The organism is Kitasatospora sp. NBC_01266, from assembly GCF_036242395.1.
Taxonomy (GTDB): domain Bacteria; phylum Actinomycetota; class Actinomycetes; order Streptomycetales; family Streptomycetaceae; genus Kitasatospora.
Genome location: NZ_CP108458.1, coordinates 6,374,181 through 6,396,918, shown reverse-complemented (window position 1 = coordinate 6,396,918; position 22,738 = coordinate 6,374,181). Strand labels below are relative to the sequence as shown.

Sequence of the window (22,738 nt, the reverse complement as noted above, 5' to 3'; positions counted from 1 at the left end):
GCGGCGACGGACTGGCCACTCTACTGCCACAATTAACACCTGCCGCAATTCCCTCCTCAGCCCTCGAGTGAATTACGCGCCGAAGTTTAGCAAAATATTCGGCGTGTGATTCATGCTGCCCTTTTATCATGACCGAGAGGTTATAGCGATGACCGGCCCCGCGCCCGAGCACGCATCGAGTTCTCCTGCCGAAAAGGCGAGCTCGATCGGGCAGCAGAGACTGTGGTTCATGGACCAGCTGCTGTCGAACGGACTCGAGTTCGTCGATGCTCGCGCGCTCCGGTTGCGTGGTTCGGTGGATGTGGGGGCGTTGGAGGCGGCGGTTGCCGGGTTGGTGGAGCGGCACGAGGTGCTGCGGACGGTGTTCCGTGCGGTGGACGGGGTGCCGGTGCAGGTGGTGCGGCCGTCCGGCGGGGTGGGCCTGGAGCTGGTCGCGGTCGAGGGTGACGTGCTGGAGGCCGTGCGGGGGCTGGTGACGCGGCCGATGGACCTGGGTGAGGGCCCGCTGTTCCGGGCTTCGCTGGTCCGGGTCTCGGACGTCGAGCACGTGCTGGTCCTGGCGGTGCATCACATCGTCTCCGACGGCTGGTCGGTGGGTGTGCTGGCCCGGGAGCTGGAGGAGCTCTACGCGGCCGCCTCGGCAGGCCGTCCGGCGGGTCTGCCGGAGCTCGCTCTGCAGTACGGCGATTTCGCGGTGTGGCAGCGGGAATGGCTGCAAGGACCGCTTCTGGACGAGCAGTTGGGATTCTGGCGGGAGCGGCTGGCCGGTCTCGAGGCGCTCGAGCTGCCACTGGACCGGCCGCGTCCGCGGGTCCGGTCGGGACGCGGCGGCGAGGTCTCGTTCGCACTGCCGGCCGAGCTCGCCTCGGGCGTGCGGGACCTGGCCCTGCGCACGGGCACGACCCCGTACATGGTGCTGCTGGCCGCCTTCCAGGTGCTGCTGGGACGCTGGTCCGGCCGTGAGGACGTGGCGGTCGGAACGCCCGTGGCCAACCGCCCGCGGGCCGAGCTGGACGGACTGGTCGGCTTCTTCGTCAACACCCTGGTGATGCGCGGCGACCTGTCCGGCGCTCCCTCGTTCGAGGAGTTCCTCGGCCGGGTCCGGGCCGGCGCGCTGGAGGCGTTCCAGCACCAGGACCTGCCGTTCGAACGACTGGTCGAGGAACTCGCACCGGAACGGGACCTCTCACGCACCCCGTTGTTCCAGGCCTTCTTCGCACTGCAGAACACCGGCGACGAGCAGTGGCGGCTGCCCGGTGTCGAGGTCGAGCCGGTCGAACTCGCCACCTCGGTCGCCAACTTCGACCTCGCCATGTGGGTGCGCGAGTCGGCAGACGGCGGCCTGAGCGTCCGGCTCGAGTACGCGACCGACCTGTTCGACACATCCACCACCGAACGGATCGCCGGCAACTACGCCACACTCCTCGCCGATGCCCTCACCCGACCGGGTTCACCGGTCACCACCCTGGAACTGCTGACCCCCGCCGAGCAGGAGCAGTTCGAAACGTGGAACACCGCGGCGCTCCGGCCGTTCGACACCCGGCTGACACTGCCGGAGCTGTTCGAGGCACAGGTACGCCTGCGGCCGGACGCGGCGGCGGTGTGGTTCGCGGGTTCGCAGCTGTCCTACCGGGAACTGGACCAGCGGGCAAACCAGCTCGCACACCACCTGCAAACCCTCGGAGTCGGACCCGACACCGTGGTCGGCGTCTGCGTCGAGCGTGGCCTCGACATGGTCATCGCACTGCTGGGCGTCCTGAAAGCCGGCGGCGCGTACGTACCACTCGACCCCGAATACCCGGTGGACCGACTGGCCTTCATGCTCACGGACACCGCCGCACCCGTGGTCATCACCCAGCAGACCCTCACCACGCGACTCCCCCACAACGGCCCGGCACTGGTCCGCCTGGACACCGACCGTGCACTGATCGAAGCACAACCAGGCACCACCCCGGAACAGACCGCCCGTCCGAACAACATCGCCTACGTCATCTACACCTCAGGCTCCACCGGCACCCCCAAGGGCGTGCTGGTCGAGCACCGCAACGTGGTGAACTTCCTGTTCGCCGCTGACCTCGAGTTCCCACCGGCGGAGGCGCACGGGTCGGCTCTGCACTCCTCGATCGCCTTCGACCTGCCGCTGCCGTCGATCTTCCTTCCGCTGGTGCAGGGCCAGGACATCGTGATCCTGCCCTCGTCGGGCAAGGAGGGCGTCGAGCAGCTGGCGCAGGCCCTGGCCGACGGACAGTCGTTCAGCACCCTCAAGATGACGCCTTCGCACCTGGAGATGGTGCTGGAGCTCGTCCGCGCAGGCGGCGGCAAGATCGACGTGAACACCCTGGTGGTGGCCGGTGAACCGTTCAACGCGCGCCTGGCAGCAATGGCCGCCCGGGTGTGCACCCCGTCGGCCACGATCATCAACGAGTACGGCCCGACCGAGGCAGCGGTCGGCACGACCGTGCACCATGTCGACGGCACGCGGCGACGTAACGGCGTTCTGCCGATCGGGCGCGCCATGGCCAACGCCGAGCTCTTCGTGCTGGACGCGGTCGGCGCGCTGGTGCCGGTAGGCGTGGCCGGTGAACTATGGGTCGGTGGCGCGGGTGTGGCCCGTGGCTATCTGAACCGTCCCGAGCTGACGGCGGAGCGCTTCGTCGAACGCGAGATCAGCGGGCGGGTCCGTCGGCTCTACCGCACGGGCGATGTGGTGCGCTGGCTGCCGAACGGCGAGATCGAATACCTCGGCCGCGCCGACGACCAGGTCAAGGTCCGCGGCTTCCGCATCGAACTCGGCGAGATCGAAGCAGTCCTGTCCACCCACCCCAAGGTCACCGCGAACGTCGTCATCGTCCGCGAGGACGCACCCGGCGACAAACGACTCGTCGCCTACCTGGTCTCACCCGGTGGCGACCCGGGCACCGCCGACCTGCGGGCCTGGTGCGGCCGGCGGCTGCCGGAGCACATGGTGCCCAGCGCGTTCGTCGTTATGCCAGGACTTCCCCTGAACGCGAACGGCAAGGTGGATCGGAAGGCGTTGCCGGTGCCGGACGGTCTGCGGCCGGAGTTGGAGTCCGGGTTCGTCGCGCCGGTGGGTGAGGTGGAGCGGGCGGTGGCCGGGGTCTGGTGCGAGGTGCTGGGCCTGGACCGGGTGGGCATCCACGACAACTTCTTCGCGCTGGGCGGACATTCGCTGCTGGCGACGCGGGTGGTGAACCGGCTGGCCCAGGTTCTGGCCGCGCGGGTCGCGGTGCGGGACGTGTTCGAGGCGCCCACCGTGGCCGGTCTGGCGATGCGGCTGGCACCGGAGGAGATGGCAGGAACGACGGCGGAGCAGCCGGTGGCGCTGGTGCGCCGGGCCGACCGGGACGAGGCTCCGCTGTCCTTCGCCCAGCAGCGCCTGTGGTTCCTCGACCAGCTGACGCCCTGCAGTGATGAGTACCTGAGCTCACGCGCGCTCCGGTTGCGTGGTTCGGTGGATGTGGGGGCGTTGGAGGCGGCGGTTGCCGGGTTGGTGGAGCGGCACGAGGTGCTGCGGACGGTGTTCCGTGCGGTGGACGGGGTGCCGGTGCAGGTGGTGCGGCCGTCCGGCGGGGTGGGCCTGGAGCTGGTCGCGGTCGAGGGTGACGTGCTGGAGGCCGTGCGGGGGCTGGTGACGCGGCCGATGGACCTGGGTGAGGGCCCGCTGTTCCGGGCTTCGCTGGTCCGGGTCTCGGACGTCGAGCACGTGCTGGTCCTGGCGGTGCATCACATCGTCTCCGACGGCTGGTCGGTGGGTGTGCTGGCCCGGGAGCTGGAGGAGCTCTACGCGGCCGCCTCGGCAGGCCGTCCGGCGGGTCTGCCGGAGCTCGCTCTGCAGTACGGCGATTTCGCGCTGTGGCAGCGGGAATGGCTGCAAGGACCGCTTCTGGACGAGCAGTTGGGATTCTGGCGGGAGCGGCTGGCCGGTCTCGAGGCGCTCGAGCTGCCACTGGACCGGCCGCGTCCGCGGGTCCGGTCGGGACGCGGCGGCGAGGTCTCGTTCGCACTGCCGGCCGAGCTCGCCTCGGGCGTGCGGGACCTGGCCCTGCGCACGGGCACGACCCCGTACATGGTGCTGCTGGCCGCCTTCCAGGTGCTGCTGGGACGCTGGTCCGGCCGTGAGGACGTGGCGGTCGGAACGCCCGTGGCCAACCGCCCGCGGGCCGAGCTGGACGGACTGGTCGGCTTCTTCGTCAACACCCTGGTGATGCGCGGCGACCTGTCCGGCGCTCCCTCGTTCGAGGAGTTCCTCGGCCGGGTCCGGGCCGGCGCGCTGGAGGCGTTCCAGCACCAGGACCTGCCGTTCGAACGACTGGTCGAGGAACTCGCACCGGAACGGGACCTCTCACGCACCCCGTTGTTCCAGGCCTTCTTCGTGCTACAGAACGCCGACGAGGGCGACACCGTCTGGCGGCTGCCCGGTGTCGAGGTCGAGCCGGTCGAACTCGCCACCTCGGTCGCCAACTTCGACCTCGCCATGTGGGTGCGCGAGTCGGCAGACGGCGGCCTGAGCGTCCGGCTCGAGTACGCGACCGACCTGTTCGACACATCCACCACCGAACGGATCGCCGGCAACTACGCCACACTCCTCGCCGATGCCCTCACCCGACCGGGTTCACCGGTCACCACCCTGGAACTGCTGACCCCCGCCGAGCAGGAGCAGTTCGAAACGTGGAACACCGCGGCGCTCCGGCCGTTCGACACCCGGCTGACACTGCCGGAGCTGTTCGAGGCACAGGTACGCCTGCGGCCGGACGCGGCGGCGGTGTGGTTCGCGGGTTCGCAGCTGTCCTACCGGGAACTGGACCAGCGGGCGAACCAGCTCGCACACCACCTGCAAACCCTCGGAGTCGGACCCGACACCGTGGTCGGCGTCTGCGTCGAGCGTGGCCTCGACATGGTCATCGCACTGCTGGGCGTCCTGAAAGCCGGCGGCGCGTACGTACCACTCGACCCCGAATACCCGGTGGACCGACTGGCCTTCATGCTCACGGACACCGCCGCACCCGTGGTCATCACCCAGCAGACCCTCACCACGCGACTCCCCCACAACGGCCCGGCACTGGTCCGCCTGGACACCGACCGTGCACTGATCGAAGCACAACCAGGCACCACCCCGGAACAGACCGCCCGTCCGAACAACATCGCCTACGTCATCTACACCTCAGGCTCCACCGGCACCCCCAAGGGCGTCGCCGTGCTGCACCAGGGGCTTGCCAACGTGCTTCGGGCCGTGCGCGAGATCTGTCCGGTCACCCCGGAGCAGACCGTGCTCGCCTCCACCACGATCTCCTTCGACATCTCCAACACCGAGATCTTCCTGCCGCTGATCTCGGGTGCCCGGATGGTGGTCGCAGGCCGCGAACAGGTCCGCGCACCAGAAGAGCTGGCGGCACTGATCGCCGAGCAGGGTGTGCACGTCGCCCAGGCCACGCCCTCGCTGTGGCGACTTGTGATCGATCTGATGAGGACGATGCCGGTCGGCTCCCACCTCCTGGTCGCCGGCGAGGCGCTCTCCGTGGAACTCGCCGAGAAGCTCACCAGCACTGCCTCGCGGGCAACCAACCTCTACGGTCCGACCGAGACCTCCGTCTACTCGCTGGCCACGCACCTCGAGCACGGTTCGATCGTGGTGCCGATCGGCCGTCCGATCGCGAACACCGAGGTGTTCGTGCTGGACGCGGCCGGCGCGGTGGTGCCGGTGGGTGTGGCCGGCGAGCTGTGGATCGCTGGTGCGGGTGTGGCCCGTGGCTATCTGAACCGTCCCGAGCTGACGGCGGAGCGCTTCGTCGAACGCGAGATCAGCGGGCGGGTCCGTCGGCTCTACCGCACGGGCGATGTGGTGCGCTGGCTGCCGAACGGCGAGATCGAATACCTCGGCCGCGCCGACGACCAGGTCAAGGTCCGCGGCTTCCGCATCGAACTCGGCGAGATCGAAGCAGTCCTGTCCACCCACCCCGAGGTCACCGCGAGCGTCGTCATCGTCCGCGAGGACGCACCCGGCGACAAACGACTCGTCGCCTACCACCTCAAGGACGAAACCTCTGCTGTGCCGACTGCCGGTGAACTGCGGGAGCTCTGCCGACAGAACCTGCCGGAGTTCATGGTGCCGAGCGTGTTCGTGGCCCTGGAGGCCTTCCCACTGACCGGCAGCGGCAAGGTGGATCGGAAGGCGTTGCCGGTGCCGGACGGTCTGCGGCCGGAGTTGGAGTCCGGGTTCGTCGCGCCGGTGGGTGAGGTGGAGCGGGCGGTGGCCGGGGTCTGGTGCGAGGTGCTGGGCCTGGACCGGGTGGGCATCCACGACAACTTCTTCGCGCTGGGCGGACATTCGCTGCTGGCGACGCGGGTGGTGAACCGGCTGGCCCAGGTTCTGGCCGCGCGGGTCGCGGTGCGGGACGTGTTCGAGGCGCCCACCGTGGCCGGTCTGGCGATGCGGCTGGCACCGGAGGAGATGGCAGGAACGACGGCGGAGCAGCCGGTGGCGCTGGTGCGCCGGGCCGACCGGGACGAGGCTCCGCTGTCCTTCGCCCAGCAGCGCCTGTGGTTCCTCGACCAGATCACCATCGAGAGCGACGAGTGGACCCTCTCCACCGCCTTGCGGTTGCGTGGTTCGGTGGATGTGGGGGCGTTGGAGGCGGCGGTTGCCGGGTTGGTGGAGCGGCACGAGGTGCTGCGGACGGTGTTCCGTGCGGTGGACGGGGTGCCGGTGCAGGTGGTGCGGCCGTCCGGCGGGGTGGGCCTGGAGCTGGTCGCGGTCGAGGGTGACGTGCTGGAGGCCGTGCGGGGGCTGGTGACGCGGCCGATGGACCTGGGTGAGGGCCCGCTGTTCCGGGCTTCGCTGGTCCGGGTCTCGGACGTCGAGCACGTGCTGGTCCTGGCGGTGCATCACATCGTCTCCGACGGCTGGTCGGTGGGTGTGCTGGCCCGGGAGCTGGAGGAGCTCTACGCGGCCGCCTCGGCAGGCCGTCCGGCGGGTCTGCCGGAGCTCGCTCTGCAGTACGGCGATTTCGCGCTGTGGCAGCGGGAATGGCTGCAAGGACCGCTTCTGGACGAGCAGTTGGGATTCTGGCGGGAGCGGCTGGCCGGTCTCGAGGCGCTCGAGCTGCCACTGGACCGGCCGCGTCCGCGGGTCCGGTCGGGACGCGGCGGCGAGGTCTCGTTCGCACTGCCGGCCGAGCTCGCCTCGGGCGTGCGGGACCTGGCCCTGCGCACGGGCACGACCCCGTACATGGTGCTGCTGGCCGCCTTCCAGGTGCTGCTGGGACGCTGGTCCGGCCGTGAGGACGTGGCGGTCGGAACGCCCGTGGCCAACCGCCCGCGGGCCGAGCTGGACGGACTGGTCGGCTTCTTCGTCAACACCCTGGTGATGCGCGGCGACCTGTCCGGCGCTCCCTCGTTCGAGGAGTTCCTCGGCCGGGTCCGGGCCGGCGCGCTGGAGGCGTTCCAGCACCAGGACCTGCCGTTCGAACGACTGGTCGAGGAACTCGCACCGGAACGGGACCTCTCACGCACCCCGTTGTTCCAGGCCTTCTTCGCACTGCAGAACACCGGCGACGAGCAGTGGCGGCTGCCCGGTGTCGAGGTCGAGCCGGTCGAACTCGCCACCTCGGTCGCCAACTTCGACCTCGCCATGTGGGTGCGCGAGTCGGCAGACGGCGGCCTGAGCGTCCGGCTCGAGTACGCGACCGACCTGTTCGACACATCCACCACCGAACGGATCGCCGGCAACTACGCCACACTCCTCGCCGATGCCCTCACCCGACCGGGTTCACCGGTCACCACCCTGGAACTGCTGACCCCCGCCGAGCAGGAGCAGTTCGAAACGTGGAACACCGCGGCGCTCCGGCCGTTCGACACCCGGCTGACACTGCCGGAGCTGTTCGAGGCACAGGTACGCCTGCGGCCGGACGCGGCGGCGGTGTGGTTCGCGGGTTCGCAGCTGTCCTACCGGGAACTGGACCAGCGGGCGAACCAGCTCGCACACCACCTGCAAACCCTCGGAGTCGGACCCGACACCGTGGTCGGCGTCTGCGTCGAGCGTGGCCTCGACATGGTCATCGCACTGCTGGGCGTCCTGAAAGCCGGCGGCGCGTACGTACCACTCGACCCCGAATACCCGGTGGACCGACTGGCCTTCATGCTCACGGACACCGCCGCACCCGTGGTCATCACCCAGCAGACCCTCACCACGCGACTCCCCCACAACGGCCCGGCACTGGTCCGCCTGGACACCGACCGTGCACTGATCGAAGCACAACCAGGCACCACCCCGGAACAGACCGCCCGTCCGAACAACATCGCCTACGTCATCTACACCTCAGGCTCCACCGGCACCCCCAAGGGCGTCGCCGTGCCGATGGGGGCCCTGACGAACCTGCTCCATGCCATGCGCGAGATCTGTCCGGTCACCCCGGAGCAGACCGTGCTCGCCTCCACCACGATCTCCTTCGACATCTCCAATCTGGAGCTGTACCTGCCGCTGATCTCGGGCGCCCGGATGGTGGTCGCAGGCCGCGAACAGGTCCGCGCACCAGAAGAGCTGGCGGCACTGATCGCCGAGCAGCGGGTGGACCTCGCCCAGGCCACACCGTCGGCCTGGCGGCTGTTGACGCCCTGGCTCGACACCCTTCCGGAGCAGCTGCGGATCCTGGTCGGTGGTGAGGCTTTGACGCTGGAGCTGGCCCAGAAACTGACCTCGGTCTCGGCGAGCGTGACGAACGTCTATGGGCCGACTGAGACGACGATCTGGTCGCTGGCCGGCGCTGTGGAGTCGGACACCGCGATGGTCTCCATCGGCCGTCCGATCGCGAACACCGAGGTGTTCGTGCTGGACGCGGCCGGCGCGGTGGTGCCGGTGGGTGTGGCCGGTGAACTATGGGTCGGTGGTGCGGGTGTGGCCCGTGGCTATCTGAACCGTCCCGAGCTGACGGCGGAGCGCTTCGTCGAACGCGAGATCAGCGGGCGGGTCCGTCGGCTCTACCGCACGGGCGATGTGGTGCGCTGGCTGCCGAACGGCGAGATCGAATACCTCGGCCGCGCCGACGACCAGGTCAAGGTCCGCGGCTTCCGCATCGAACTCGGCGAGATCGAAGCAGTCCTGTCCACCCACCCCGAGGTCACCGCGAGCGTCGTCATCGTCCGCGAGGACGTACCCGGCGACAAACGACTCGTCGCCTACCTGGTCTCACCCGGTGGCGACCCGGGCACCGCCGACCTGCGGGCCTGGTGCGGCCGGGAGTTGCCCGGCCACATGGTGCCCAGCATGTTCGTCCTGCTCGACGAACTCCCGCTCACGCCCAACGGAAAGGTCGACCGCAAGGCGCTGCCCGCTCCGGACGGTACGCGCCCGGATCTGGGATCCGCCTACACCGCCCCGCGCGACACAGTCGAGCGTGCCCTCGTACGCGTCTGGCGCGAACTGCTGGGCGTCGGCCGGGTGGGCATCCACGACAACTTCTTCGACCTGGGCGGCGACTCGATCCTCAGCATCCAGGTGGTCGCACGGGCGCAGCGGTACGGGCTCGTGCTCAACCCACGGATGCTCTTCCAGCATCCGACGGTCGCTGAACTCGCCGTCGCGGGTGCCCCGGCCGCGAGTCAGGAAAGGGCAACCGGCGAGGTACGACTGACCCCCGGTCAGGCGGACCTCCTCGCCGACGGCTGGTCCGGACTGCGGCGACTCGGCCAGGTTCGGCTGCTGGAGGTCGCCGGTCTGGACAACCTCGGCCTGCTGGAGCAGGCGCTGGAGGCCCTGGTGGAGCACCACGATGGTCTGAGGTCCCGGTTCACCGCGGACGGGCGGGGACATCACGCCGACACCACGGCCACGCTCTGCCGGGTGGAGCGTCACGACTGTTCCGCAGCCGGCGTCGACGAGGTGTCCGCCCTGATCAGCGAGCACGCGAATGTCCTGGCGAAGGAGCTGGACCTATCGGCCGGTCCGCTGCTCGGGGCGGCGCTGCTCGATCTGGGGCCCGAGCACGGACAGCGGCTGCTGGTGGCGGCGCACCCCTTGGTGGTCGACGAGGCGTCGTGGCAGATCCTCCTTGAGGACCTGGCCGAGGCCTACGCCTGCGCAGCAGTCGGCGAGACAGCTGTCCTGCCCGTGAAGACCAGCTCAGTCCAGGCGTGGGTGGCCCGGCTCGCCGAGTATGCCCGCACCGCCGAGGCGCTCGCCGAACTCCCCTTCTGGCTCAGCCAGCGGCCCACCGCAGCACTGCCGCGTGACGGAGCCGACCCGGCGGGGGACAGCTCTCCGCGCTCGGTTGTCGCCATCTTGACCGCCGAGCAGACCAGGACGCTCCTGGAGGACTCTCGGAGAGGATTCGACGCGGCGCCTGAGACCACTGTGCTGGCCGCGCTCGGACACGCCCTCGGTGAATGGACCGGCCTGGCAGCCGTCCAAGTCGATGTCGAAGTGTCCGGCCGCGGATATCCGCTCGCCGAACCGGAGTGCGGCCGCACGGTCGGCCGGTTCTCCGTCGACTTCCCGCTGAGCTTGGACCTGGTCACGGGCGAGACCCCTCGGGCCACACTCGCCCGCGTAGCGGAACGGTCTGCAGCGGTACCGAATGGCGGTGCGGGGTACGGGATTCTCCGCCGCCTCGCGGACGCCGGGACTCGGTCGGCGCTGGGCGCAGCGCCCGTGTCCGAGGTCGGCCTCAGCTACCTGGGCCGGCCTGCGACCAGGATCCCTGGCTTCGGGCGGCTGGTGGATCTCGCACAGCTGACCGGCCAGGCCTTCTCCGGGGCTGGCCGAGGGCGCCATCTTCTTCATCTCACCGCAGTGGTGGCGGACGAACGCCTCACTCTCGTACTCGACTACTCGCCGGCTCGTCATGGCCGAGCAACGGCTGAACACGTCCTGGGTCTGGTCCGGGACTTCCTCGAACGGCTCGCGTCGGACGTGCAGGACACCGTCGACGACGTGGCCGTCGAACCTGCAGTCAGCTTCCCGCGATCCGGACTCAACTCGGCCGACCTGGCTGCGCTTCTCGAAAGGCTCCAGTAATGACTTCGCAGAACATCGAGAACATCTACAAGCTGGCGCCGTTGCAGTCCGGGATGCTCTTCCACACCATCTACGACTCCTCCGGCGAGAACCCCTACGTGGCCCAGACCCTGGACGAGTTCGTGGGTCGGTTGGATCTGGGGTGTCTGCGGCGGGCGTGGCAGGCGGTGGTGGATCGGCACACGATCCTGCGCAGCGCGTTCGTCTGGGAGGGCGTGGACGTTCCGCTGCAGGTGGTGCGCGGGCGGGTCGAGGTGCCCTTCGAAGAGGCGGACTGGCGCGGCTTCGACGAGGGCGAGCAGGAGCGGCTGCTGGAGCGGCTGCTGTCCGAGGACCGGGCGCGTGGTTTCGAGCTCGACCGGGCGCCGCTGCTGCGGTTCACGCTGATCCGCACCGCGGAGGAGCGGACCCTCGTCCTGCGCTCGTTCCACCACCTACTGCTCGACGGCTGGAGCTCGCAGCTGATCGAGAAGGAGTTCTTCGCGCTGTACCGAGCGGAGCTGTCGGGTGTCCCGGCCGGGCTTGGTGAGGCGGTGCCGTACGTGCGGTACGTCGACTGGCTGGAGGAGCAGTCGCGGCCGGAGGCCGAGCAGTTCTGGCGTGGGTATCTGGCGGGCTTGGAGGGTCCGACCGCACTGGGTGTGGACCGGGTGACCGGGCTGGCCGGGTTCGGTGACGTCGAGTTCGAGCTGGGCGAGGAACTGTCCTCGCGGATGCGGGAGTTCGCGCGGGCGCACCGGGTGACCGTGAACACCGTGGTGCAGGGCGTCTGGTCGTTGCTGCTGTCGCGCTACAGCGGTGGCGAGGACGTGCTGTACGGCTCGACGGTGTCGGGACGGCCGGCCGAGCTGCCGGGCGTCGAGTCGATGGTGGGTCTGTTCATCAACACGCTGCCGGTGCGGGCTTCGGTCCCGGCGGGTGCGGACGTGGTGGAGTGGCTGCGCGGGCTGCAGGAGCAGCAGGTGGAGCTGCGCCAGTACGAGTACAGCTCCCTGGTGGACGTGCAGCGGTACAGCGGAGTCCCCAGCGGGCAGCGCCTGTTCGACTCGATCCTCGTCTTCGAGAACTACCCCAAGCTCGTAGGCGGCAAGGACTTGCCCAACGACCTCCAGGTGGAGGGTCACCGCGGGATCGCGCGGACGGACTATCCGCTGACGTTGGCCGCGTCCTACCTCGACGATCTGCTCGGTGTGAACATTTCGTTCGATCGTGGGTTGTTCGAGGTGGCGTCGGTGGAGCGGATGGCCGGGCACTTCCGGCGTCTGCTCGCCTCGGTGGTGGACGGCGCCGGGTCGCGGGTCGGCGAGCTGGTGATGCTGACGGACGAGGAATCGGCCGCACTGACCGGTTGGGCCGAGGGCCCGGTGGCCGGCCGTGACACGGCGACGCTGCACGCACTGGTGGAGGAACAGGCCCACCTGCACCCCTCCAGCACCGCCGTGTCCTTCGGCGACACCCAACTCACCTACCAGGAGCTGAACGAACGGGCAAACCAGCTGGCGCACCACCTGCGCGGTTCGGGTGTGGAAGCCGGCACGCTGGTGGGAGTGTGCCTGGACCGCGGCCCGGACCTGAGCGTCGCACTGCTGGGCGTACTGAAGGCCGGCGGCGCCTACCTGCCCCTGGACCCCCAGTACCCGCTGGAGCGCCTGGAGTTCATGCTCACCGACGCCGCCGCGACGATCGTCGTGACACAGGACAACCTGGCAGAGCGGGTCTCCGGCGACGGCCGGACCCTGATCACCCTGGACAAGCAGAACGACATACTCGCCGGCCAGCCGGTCACGGACCCGGCCGCACTGTCAGGGCCGGACGATCTCGCCTACGTGATCTACACATCCGGTTCGACCGGACGCCCCAAGGGCGTCCAGATCGAGCACCGCAGCGTGGTCAACCGACTGCGGGGCACCGACAGTGACTTCGCGTTCGACAACCACGACGTGTGGACGTTCTTCCACTCCTTCGCGTTCGACTTCTCCGTATGGGAGATCTGGGGCGCACTGTGCTACGGCGGCCGCCTGGTCATCGTCGACCAGGACACCAGCCGCAACGCGGAAGCGTTCGCACAGCTCCTCGTCCAGGAGCAAGTCACCGTCCTCAACCAGACACCCTCCGCGTTCGAGGTCCTCCAGCGCGCCGTCCTGGACGGCGGACTCACCGACCGGACAGCCCTACGCCTGGTCGTCTTCGGCGGCGAAGCCCTGCGCCCCGCACGCCTGACCGACTGGTTCGAAGCACACGGCACCTCGGGCCCGCGCATGGTCAACATGTACGGCATCACCGAGACCACCATCCACGTCACGGCACGCGAGATCACCGCGGCAGACACAACCGCAGGCACCGTCTCCCCCATCGGCCGCCCCCTCGCCGACACCTCCGTCTTCGTACTGGACACCACCGGCACCACCGTGCCCATCGGCGTGGCCGGCGAACTATGGGTCGGCGGCACCGGAGTGGCCCGCGGCTACCTCAACCGCCCCGAACTCACAACCGAACGCTTCACCGAACGCGAGATCAGCGGACAGCTCCACCGCCTCTACCGCACCGGCGACGTCGTGCGCTGGCTCACCGACGGCGAGCTCGAATACCTCGGCCGCGCCGACGACCAGGTCAAGGTCCGCGGCTTCCGCATCGAACTCGGCGAGATCGAAGCAGTCCTGTCCACCCACCCCAAGGTCACCGCGAACACGGTCATCACACGCGAGGACACCCCCGGCGACAAGCGCCTCGTCGCCTACCTCGTACCAGCCGACACCGAACCAACCCTGACCGAACTGCGCGAATGGTGCGCACAAGACCTCCCCGCCTACATGGTCCCCAGCACCTTCGTCCTGCTCGACGCACTCCCCCTCACCACCAACGGAAAGACCGACCGCAAAGCACTCCCCGCCCCCGACAACACCCGCCCCGACCTCGCAGCCACCTACCTCGCCCCCCGCACCCCCACCGAGGAGACACTCGCACAGGTCTGGGCCGACGTCCTGGGCCTCGACAAGGTCGGCGTCCTCGACAACTTCTTCGAGCTCGGCGGCGACTCCATCCTCAGCATCCAAGCCGTCTCCCGCGCCCGCCGACACGGCATCCAACTCACACCCCGCATGATCTTCCAACACCAGACCATCGCCACCATCGCCGACGCGACGGCGAGCGTGACCCCCGCCGCGAGCAGCACGGTCGAGGCAGAGGCCAAGCCGCTGCGTGAGAGCTACGAACTGGCGCCGTTGCAGTCCGGGATGCTCTTCCACACCCTGTACGACACGACCGATGTCAGCCCCTACGCTGTGCAGTTCCTGGACGAGTTCGTGGGTCGGTTGGATCTGGGGTGTCTGCGGCGGGCGTGGCAGGCGGTGGTGGATCGGCACACGATCCTGCGCAGCGCGTTCGTCTGGGAGGGCGTGGACGTTCCGCTGCAGGTGGTGCGCGGGCGGGTCGAGGTGCCCTTCGAAGAGGCGGACTGGCGCGGCTTCGACGAGGGCGAGCAGGAGCGGCTGCTGGAGCGGCTGCTGTCCGAGGACCGGGCGCGTGGTTTCGAGCTCGACCGGGCGCCGCTGCTGCGGTTCACGCTGATCCGCACCGCGGAGGAGCGGACCCTCGTCCTGTGGTCGTTCCACCACCTGGTGCTCGACGGTTGGAGTGCCCAGCTCGCGCAGAAGGAGTTCTTCGCGCTGTACCGAGCGGAGCTGTCGGGTGTCCCGGCCGGGCTTGGTGAGGCGGTGCCGTACGTGCGGTACGTCGACTGGCTGGAGGAGCAGTCGCGGCCGGAGGCCGAGCAGTTCTGGCGTGGGTATCTGGCGGGCTTGGAGGGTCCGACCGCACTGGGTGTGGACCGGGTGACCGGGCTGGCCGGGTTCGGTGACGTCGAGTTCGAGCTGGGCGAGGAACTGTCCTCGCGGATGCGGGAGTTCGCGCGGGCGCACCGGGTGACCGTGAACACCGTGGTGCAGGGCGTCTGGTCGTTGCTGCTGTCGCGCTACAGCGGTGGCGAGGACGTGCTGTACGGCTCGACGGTGTCGGGACGGCCGGCCGAGCTGCCGGGCGTCGAGTCGATGGTGGGTCTGTTCATCAACACGCTGCCGGTGCGGGCTTCGGTCCCGGCGGGTGCGGACGTGGTGGAGTGGCTGCGCGGGCTGCAGGAGCAGCAGGTGGAGCTGCGCCAGTACGAGTACAGCTCCCTGGTGGACGTGCAGCGGTACAGCGGAGTCCCCAGCGGGCAGCGCCTGTTCGACTCGATCCTCGTCTTCGAGAACTTCCCGAAGGTTGCCACCGACGAGATCCCGTCCGGCCTGACCCGCTATGTGCGCCGCGACGTGGAGCGCACCGGCTACCCGATCACCGTCGTGAGCTATCTGAGCAAGCGCTTCGGTGTGAACATTTCGTTCGATCGTGGGTTGTTCGAGGTGGCGTCGGTGGAGCGGATGGCCGGGCACTTCCGGCGTCTGCTCGCCTCGGTGGTGGACGGCGCCGGGTCGCGGGTCGGCGAGCTGGTGATGCTGACGGACGAGGAATCGGCCGCACTGACCGGTTGGGCCGAGGGCCCGGTGGCCGGCCGTGACACGGCGACGCTGCACGCACTGGTGGAGGAACAGGCCCACCTGCACCCCTCCAGCACCGCCGTGTCCTTCGGCGACACCCAACTCACCTACCAGGAGCTGAACGAACGGGCAAACCAGCTGGCGCACCACCTGCGCGGTTCGGGTGTGGAAGCCGGCACGCTGGTGGGAGTGTGCCTGGACCGCGGCCCGGACCTGAGCGTCGCACTGCTGGGCGTACTGAAGGCCGGCGGCGCCTACCTGCCCCTGGACCCCCAGTACCCGCTGGAGCGCCTGGAGTTCATGCTCACCGACGCCGCCGCGACGATCGTCGTGACACAGGACAACCTGGCAGAGCGGGTCTCCGGCGACGGCCGGACCCTGATCACCCTGGACAAGCAGAACGACATACTCGCCGGCCAGCCGGTCACGGACCCGGCCGCACTGTCAGGGCCGGACGATCTCGCCTACGTGATCTACACATCCGGTTCGACCGGACGCCCCAAGGGCGTCCAGATCGAGCACCGCAGCGTGGTCAACCGACTGCGGGGCACCGACAGTGACTTCGCGTTCGACAACCACGACGTGTGGACGTTCTTCCACTCCTTCGCGTTCGACTTCTCCGTATGGGAGATCTGGGGCGCACTGTGCTACGGCGGCCGCCTGGTCATCGTCGACCAGGACACCAGCCGCAACGCGGAAGCGTTCGCACAGCTCCTCGTCCAGGAGCAAGTCACCGTCCTCAACCAGACACCCTCCGCGTTCGAGGTCCTCCAGCGCGCCGTCCTGGACGGCGGACTCACCGACCGGACAGCCCTACGCCTGGTCGTCTTCGGCGGCGAAGCCCTGCGCCCCGCACGCCTGACCGACTGGTTCGAAGCACACGGCACCTCGGGCCCGCGCATGGTCAACATGTACGGCATCACCGAGACCACCATCCACGTCACGGCACGCGAGATCACCGCGGCAGACACAACCGCAGGCACCGTCTCCCCCATCGGCCGCCCCCTCGCCGACACCTCCGTCTTCGTACTGGACACCACCGGCACCACCGTGCCCATCGGCGTGGCCGGCGAACTATGGGTCGGCGGCACCGGAGTGGCCCGCGGCTACCTCAACCGCCCCGAACTCACAACCGAACGCTTCACCGAACGCGAGATCAGCGGACAGCTCCACCGCCTCTACCGCACCGGCGACGTCGTGCGCTGGCTCACCGACGGCGAGCTCGAATACCTCGGCCGCGCCGACGACCAGGTCAAGGTCCGCGGCTTCCGCATCGAACTCGGCGAGATCGAAGCAGTCCTGTCCACCCACCCCAAGGTCACCGCGAACACGGTCATCACACGCGAGGACACCCCCGGCGACAAGCGCCTCGTCGCCTACCTCGTACCAGCCGACACCGAACCAACCCTGACCGAACTGCGCGAATGGTGCGCACAAGACCTCCCCGCCTACATGGTCCCCAGCACCTTCGTCCTGCTCGACGCACTCCCCCTCACCACCAACGGAAAGACCGACCGCAAAGCACTCCCCGCCCCCGACAACACCCGCCCCGACCTCGCAGCCACCTACCTCGCCCCCCGCACCCCCACCGAGGAGACACTCGCACAGGTCTGGGCCGACGTCCTGGGCCTCGACAAGGTCGGCGTCCTCGACAACTTCTTCGAGCTCGGCGGCGACTCCATCCTCAGCATCCAAGCCGTCTCCCGCGCCCGCCGACACGGCATCCAACTCACACCCCGCATGATCTTCCAACACCAGACCATCGCCACCATCGCCGACGCGGTGCCGGACCAGACGCCGGTGCAGGCCGAACAGGGGCCGGTCGTCGGCGACCTGCCGCTGACCCCCATCCAGCACTGGTACTTCGAGCAGCAGCCGGCCGTTCCCGGGCACTTCAACCAGGCCCGGCTCCTGGTCACCGACGGCATCGACGCCGAGGTGCTGACCGAGGCTCTCGCGGCCGTGGTGCATCACCACGACGCCCTGCGTCTGAGGTTCGTCCAGGACGAGGGACAGTGGCGTCAGGAGCACACCGCGGAGCACCTCGCGACCCCGGTGGAGCGCCACGACCTGAGCGCGCTCGCCGACTCCGAGGTCCGGGAGGCGTTGCGCGAGCGAGCTGATGCGGTGCACCGCAGTCTCGACCTCGCACGAGGTCCGCTGGTCCGGTCCGCACTGTTCGAACTGGGGGCGGGGCGCGGGCAACGGCTGCTGCTGGTCATGCACCACCTGGTCGTCGACGGCGTGTCGTGGCGGATCCTCCTGGAGGACCTGGGTGAGGTGTACCGCGCGCTGATCGCGGGTGAGCCGGTGGCACTGCCGGCGAAGACCTCCTCCTACCAGGCCTGGAGCCGTCGTCTCGCGCAGTACGCCGGCAGCGAGCAGGTCGGCGAGGAGCTGACCGCCTGGATGGGTGCGACGGTGACCGGCCTGCCGCGTGACCGGCAGGGCAGCAACACCTTCGAGTCGCTGGCCTCGGTGTCCGTCGCGCTCGACCCGGCGGAGACCGAGTCGCTGCTGCGGCACGTTCCCCGGGCCTTCGGCACCCGGATCAACGACGTGCTGCTGACCGCGCTGGCTCACGCCGTCAAGGACTGGAGTGGCGGCGACGAGGTCCTGGTCGACCTGGAGGGGCATGGGCGCGAGGATCTCTTCCCGGAACTCGACGTCTCCCGCACGGTCGGATGGTTCACCAGCATCTTCCCTGTACGGCTCGTCACCGGAGGCAACCCGGTCGCTTCGCTGCCGGGCATCCAGGCCCAGCTGTCAGCCGTCCCGAACCGTGGCATCGGCTACGGCGTCCTGCGCCACCTGTCGGCCGACGCCGAGGTCCGCACGGTGATCGATGCCCTGCCCCGCCCGGAGATCGGCTTCAACTACCTCGGGCAGTTCGAGGGTTCGGTGGCCTCGATCGGTCGGCACGCACCCGACGAGGAGCCGCGTGGCCTCGGAGTGGATCCGCGGACCGAGCGCGCACATCTGATCGAGGTGGTTGTCGCGGTATGTGACGGCCGAATGGTCATCGAGGTCATGTACAGCGCCGAGGTCCACGAAGACGCCACCGCGCAGGCGTTCGCCACCGGGCTGGTCACCGCGCTGCGGGAGATCCTCTGTGCTGAACCGACCCGGCGTACCGCGCTGGTCTCCCGGGGGGCCGAGGAGATCTACCGGCTCACACCGCTCCAGTCAGGAATGTTCTTCCAGTCGCTGTCGGACGCGTCCGACGTGCGCCCCTACATCGTGCAGTTCCTGGACGAGTTCACCGGGCGTTTCGAGCCGGCGGTCTTCCGGAGGGCCTGGCAGCGGGTGATCGACCGTCACGCGATCCTCCGCAGTGCGTTCGTCTGGGAGGGCGTGGAGGAGCCCTACCAGGCGGTCAGCCCCCAGGTCGAGGTAGCCATCACCGAACTCGACTGGCGGCACTCGGACGAGGCCGGTCAGCAGGAGCTCTTGGCGGGCCTGCTGACCGAGGACCGGGAACGCGGCTTCGACCTCGACCAGGCGTCCCCCTTCCGCTTCACGCTGCTGCGGGTCGCCGAGGACCGGACCGTCGTGCTGTGGTCCTTCCACCACCTGCTGCTGGACGGCTGGAGCGCCCAGCTGGTGCAGAAGGAGTTCTACGCCTTCTACCGGGCCGAGACGGAGGGCACCACGGCGTCGGCCGAGTCGGCCCTCGGCGCTCCGGTGCCGTACGGCCGGTACATCGAGTGGCTGGAGGACCGTTCTCCCGCCGAGGCCGAGGCCTTCTGGCGACGGTACCTCGCCGGTCTGGAGGCCCCAACGACGCTCGGGGTGGACCGGGAGACCGGGCTGACCGGTTTCGGCGACGTCGAGCGCACCGTCGATGGTGAACTCGTCCGTCGGCTGGATGAGTTCACCCGCAAGCATCGGATCACGGCGAACACGGTGCTCCAGGGGGCGTGGGCCCTGCTGCTGTCGCACTACAGCGGTGGCGAGGACGTGCTGTTCGGCTCGACCGTCTCGGGACGGCCGGTCGACCTGCCCGATGTCGAGTCGATGGTGGGTCTGTTCATCAACACCCTGCCGGTGCGGGCCGTGGTGCCGGGCGGCGAGCCGATGGTCGGATGGCTGCGCGGGCTCCAGGAGAACCACGCCGAACTGCGGCAGTACGAGTACAGCGCGCTGAGCGACGTGCACCGGTGGAGTGAAGTCCCCAAGAGCGAGGCGCTGTTCCGCTCGATCCTCATCTTCGAGAACTACCCGAAGCTGCTGGGCGGTGACGACCTGCCGGACGGGCTCACCCGCAAGCGGCTGGGCTACGTCGAGCGCACGGGGTACCCACTGGTGCTGGGCGTCGCGCTCTCCGGCAACGAGCTGGACCTGCACCTGGTCCACGACCGCAGCCAGATCGACGATGCCGCCGCAGCCCGGATGGTCGACCATCTGCAGCAGTTGCTGACCGGGATCGTGGCGGGGGACGCCGGGACGCTGCTCGACGAGCTGGACCTTCTGACGGAGCAGGAGCTCGCGCAACTCGCCCGGTGGAACGGCGAGACCGTTGTGTACCCGGACGACGTACCGGTGCACGAGCTGATCGAGCGGCAGGCGCACCTGTCACCGGAAGCGGTCGCCGTGGAGTTCGGCGAGGAGTTGCTCTCGTACGGCGACCTCAACCGGCGGGCGAACCAGCTCGCTCACCACCTCCGGGGACGAGGCGTCGGGCCCGAGGTTATCGTCGGTCTGTGCGTCGAGCGGGGCATCGACATGATCGTCGCGCTGCTCGGCATCATGAAGTCCGGCGGCGCCTACGTGCCGCTCGACACGCAGTACCCTGCCGACCGGCTGGCGTTCATGATCGAGGACACCGCCGCGCCCGTCGTCGTCACGCAGCGACACCTGTCCGACCGTCTGCCCGAGAACGGGCCCGGCTACGTCTACCTGGACGCGGACACCGCGGTGCTCGCGGCGGAGCCGGACGCCGATCCTGAGCCGCTGTCCGGCCCGGACCACCTCGCCTACGTCATCTTCACCTCCGGCTCGACCGGCCGGCCGAAGGGCGTGATGATCGAGCACCGCTCGATGTCCGACCGGGTGCAGGAGATGCGCCGCCAGTACCGGCTCACCGCTGACGATGCCTACCTGCAGTTCTCCTCCGTGACCTTCGACGGCTCGGTGGGCGAGATCTTCCCGACGCTGGTCGCCGGCGCGCGGCTGGTGCCGCGCGGCGACGACTGGACCCCGCGCCAGGTGCTGGAGACCATCCGCGACAAGTGCATCACCGTCTGTCAGCTGCCCCCGTTCGTGTGGAACGAGCTCATCTCGCAGCTGACCAGCGCGGCGGAGCTGGGCGTGCGGCTCCGGCTGATGAGTATGGGCGGCGAGCGAGTCCTCGCCGCCTCGGTGGAGCGCTGGTTCAGGCGAACCTCCGTGCCGCTGTTCAACATCTACGGTCCCACCGAGACCACCGTGAACATGACGACCTGTCTGATCACGCGTCCCGCCGCGATCGTCCCGATCGGGGCTCCGGTGGCCAACACCGACGTGCTGGTCGTCGACAGGTCGGGCCGACCCGCGCCGCTCGGTGTACCGGGCGAGCTGTGGATCGGGGGCAAGGGCGTGGCCCGTGGCTACCTCAACCAGTCCGGGCTGACCGCCGAACGGTTCGTCCAGGCCCCGCGCCCCGCCGATCCTTCGGCTCGGATGTACCGGACCGGCGACCTGGTGCGCTGGCTGCCGGACGGGCAGCTGGACTTTCTGGGCCGGATAGACGACCAGGTCAAGCTGCGCGGCTTCCGCATCGAGCTCGGCGAGATCGAGTCCGTGCTGACCTCCCATCCGCAGGTCAAGTCGGGCGTTGTACTGCTTCGGGAGGACGACCCGGGGGTGCGTCGACTGGTCGCGTACTGCGTGCCTGCGGCGGAGGAGCGTCCAGGGGCATCCGACCTGCGCGAGTGGTGCGCTCGCGGGCTGCCCGAGTTCATGGTGCCGACCGCGTTCGTCCTGCTGGACACGTTGCCGGTGACGGCGAACGGCAAGGGCGTGGACCGCAAGGCGCTGCCGGCTCCCGACATGGCCCGGCCCGAGCTGGCCACTCAGTACTCCTCGCCGACCGAGGGCACCCAGGCCGTGCTCGCCGAGATCTGGCGCGAGGTACTGAAGGTCGACCGGGTGGGCGCCGACGACAACTTCTTCGCTCTGGGCGGTGACTCCTTCCTCGGCATGCAGGTGATCGCCAAGGCGCGGCGCCGTGGCATGAAGCTGACCCCGCGGGTGCTCTTCCAGAACCCGACGATCGCGGAGCTGGCCGGCCAGGTGACCTCGGTGCGCAAGGCGCCCGCCACCGTGCCCGCTGGCCCGGCCGCGCGGCCGGGCACGCGCCGGTTCGCTGTGCTCGGCTCCGTCGACGGCGGGCGGGACACCCGGGTGGCGGCCGTCGAGCTGAACGACAGCACGGCGCAGCGCACGCTGTTCGCCTTCCACGAGGGTGGCGGCAACGTCAGCGGCTACGTCCACCTCGCCGACGCGCTCGCCCCGGTGGTCCGGGTGGTGGGTATCGAGTCCCGCAGCGTGGGCTTCGGAGCCGAGCCCGAGGGTGACGTAGTCACGATGGCGGGCGGCTACTGGGAGGCGATCCGCAGCCTCCAGCCGGCCGGGCCGTACCTGCTGGCCGGTTACTCCTTCGGCGGCGCGCTGGCCCTGGAGACCGCGCGGCTGGCCGCCGAGGCCGGCGAGCGGGTCGAGTTGCTGGTCGCCCTGGACTCCTGCCTTCCGGTCGAGGGTGCCATGGAGTTGATCGAGCGTGACCACACAGCCGTCTCCGCCCTGCTGGCGCGGCTGACCGAGACCGGGGTGACCCAGCGGGACCTGGCTCGGTCCGCGGAGGTCGAGAAGCTGATGGGCGAGCTCAACCTGCCCGTCGAAATGCTCGCGCTGCAGCGCACCGAACTGGTCGACCACCTCAGGACCATGGAGGCGCACACCCGGGCCGTGTACCACTACCAGCCGCCGAAGGTCGACTGCCCCGTCCTGCTGTACCAGGCGGAGAGCTCGCCGTGGACGCTGCCGATCGCCGAGAGCTGGGCGCCGTTCGTCGGCGATATCGACGCCCGGACCTCCCCCGGCGACCACCTCACCTTCCTGCGACCGCCGCACGTGGCGGTTATGGCGCGCGAGATCACCGAGGCGTTCACCGAGCACGCCGAATAGCTCGGGCACG

Annotated in this window: 2 protein-coding genes; both read left to right on the top strand. The window is 69.4% G+C overall.

Going from position 1 to position 22,738, the window contains the following annotated elements; translation table 11 throughout:
• Positions 1–112: 112 nt before the first annotated feature.
• Positions 113–11,029, top strand: a complete 10,917-nt coding sequence (locus OG403_RS27680; protein WP_329568945.1) for a non-ribosomal peptide synthetase — start codon at positions 113–115, stop codon at positions 11,027–11,029.
• Entirely contained in the window at positions 11,029–22,728 is an 11,700-nt protein-coding gene (locus tag OG403_RS27675) for a non-ribosomal peptide synthetase (RefSeq protein ID WP_329568943.1), read from the top strand. Before OG403_RS27680 ends, OG403_RS27675 begins: the two co-directional genes overlap by 1 nt.
• The last annotated feature ends 10 nt before the right edge of the window (positions 22,729–22,738 follow it).

Bases quoted from the DNA above. Each gene is read 5' to 3' on its own strand.
- OG403_RS27680 (WP_329568945.1), top strand. From the start codon at position 113: ATGCTGCCCTTTTATCATGACCGAGAGGTTATAGCGATGACCGGCCCC.
- OG403_RS27675 (WP_329568943.1), top strand. From the start codon at position 11,029: ATGACTTCGCAGAACATCGAGAACATCTACAAGCTGGCGCCGTTGCAG.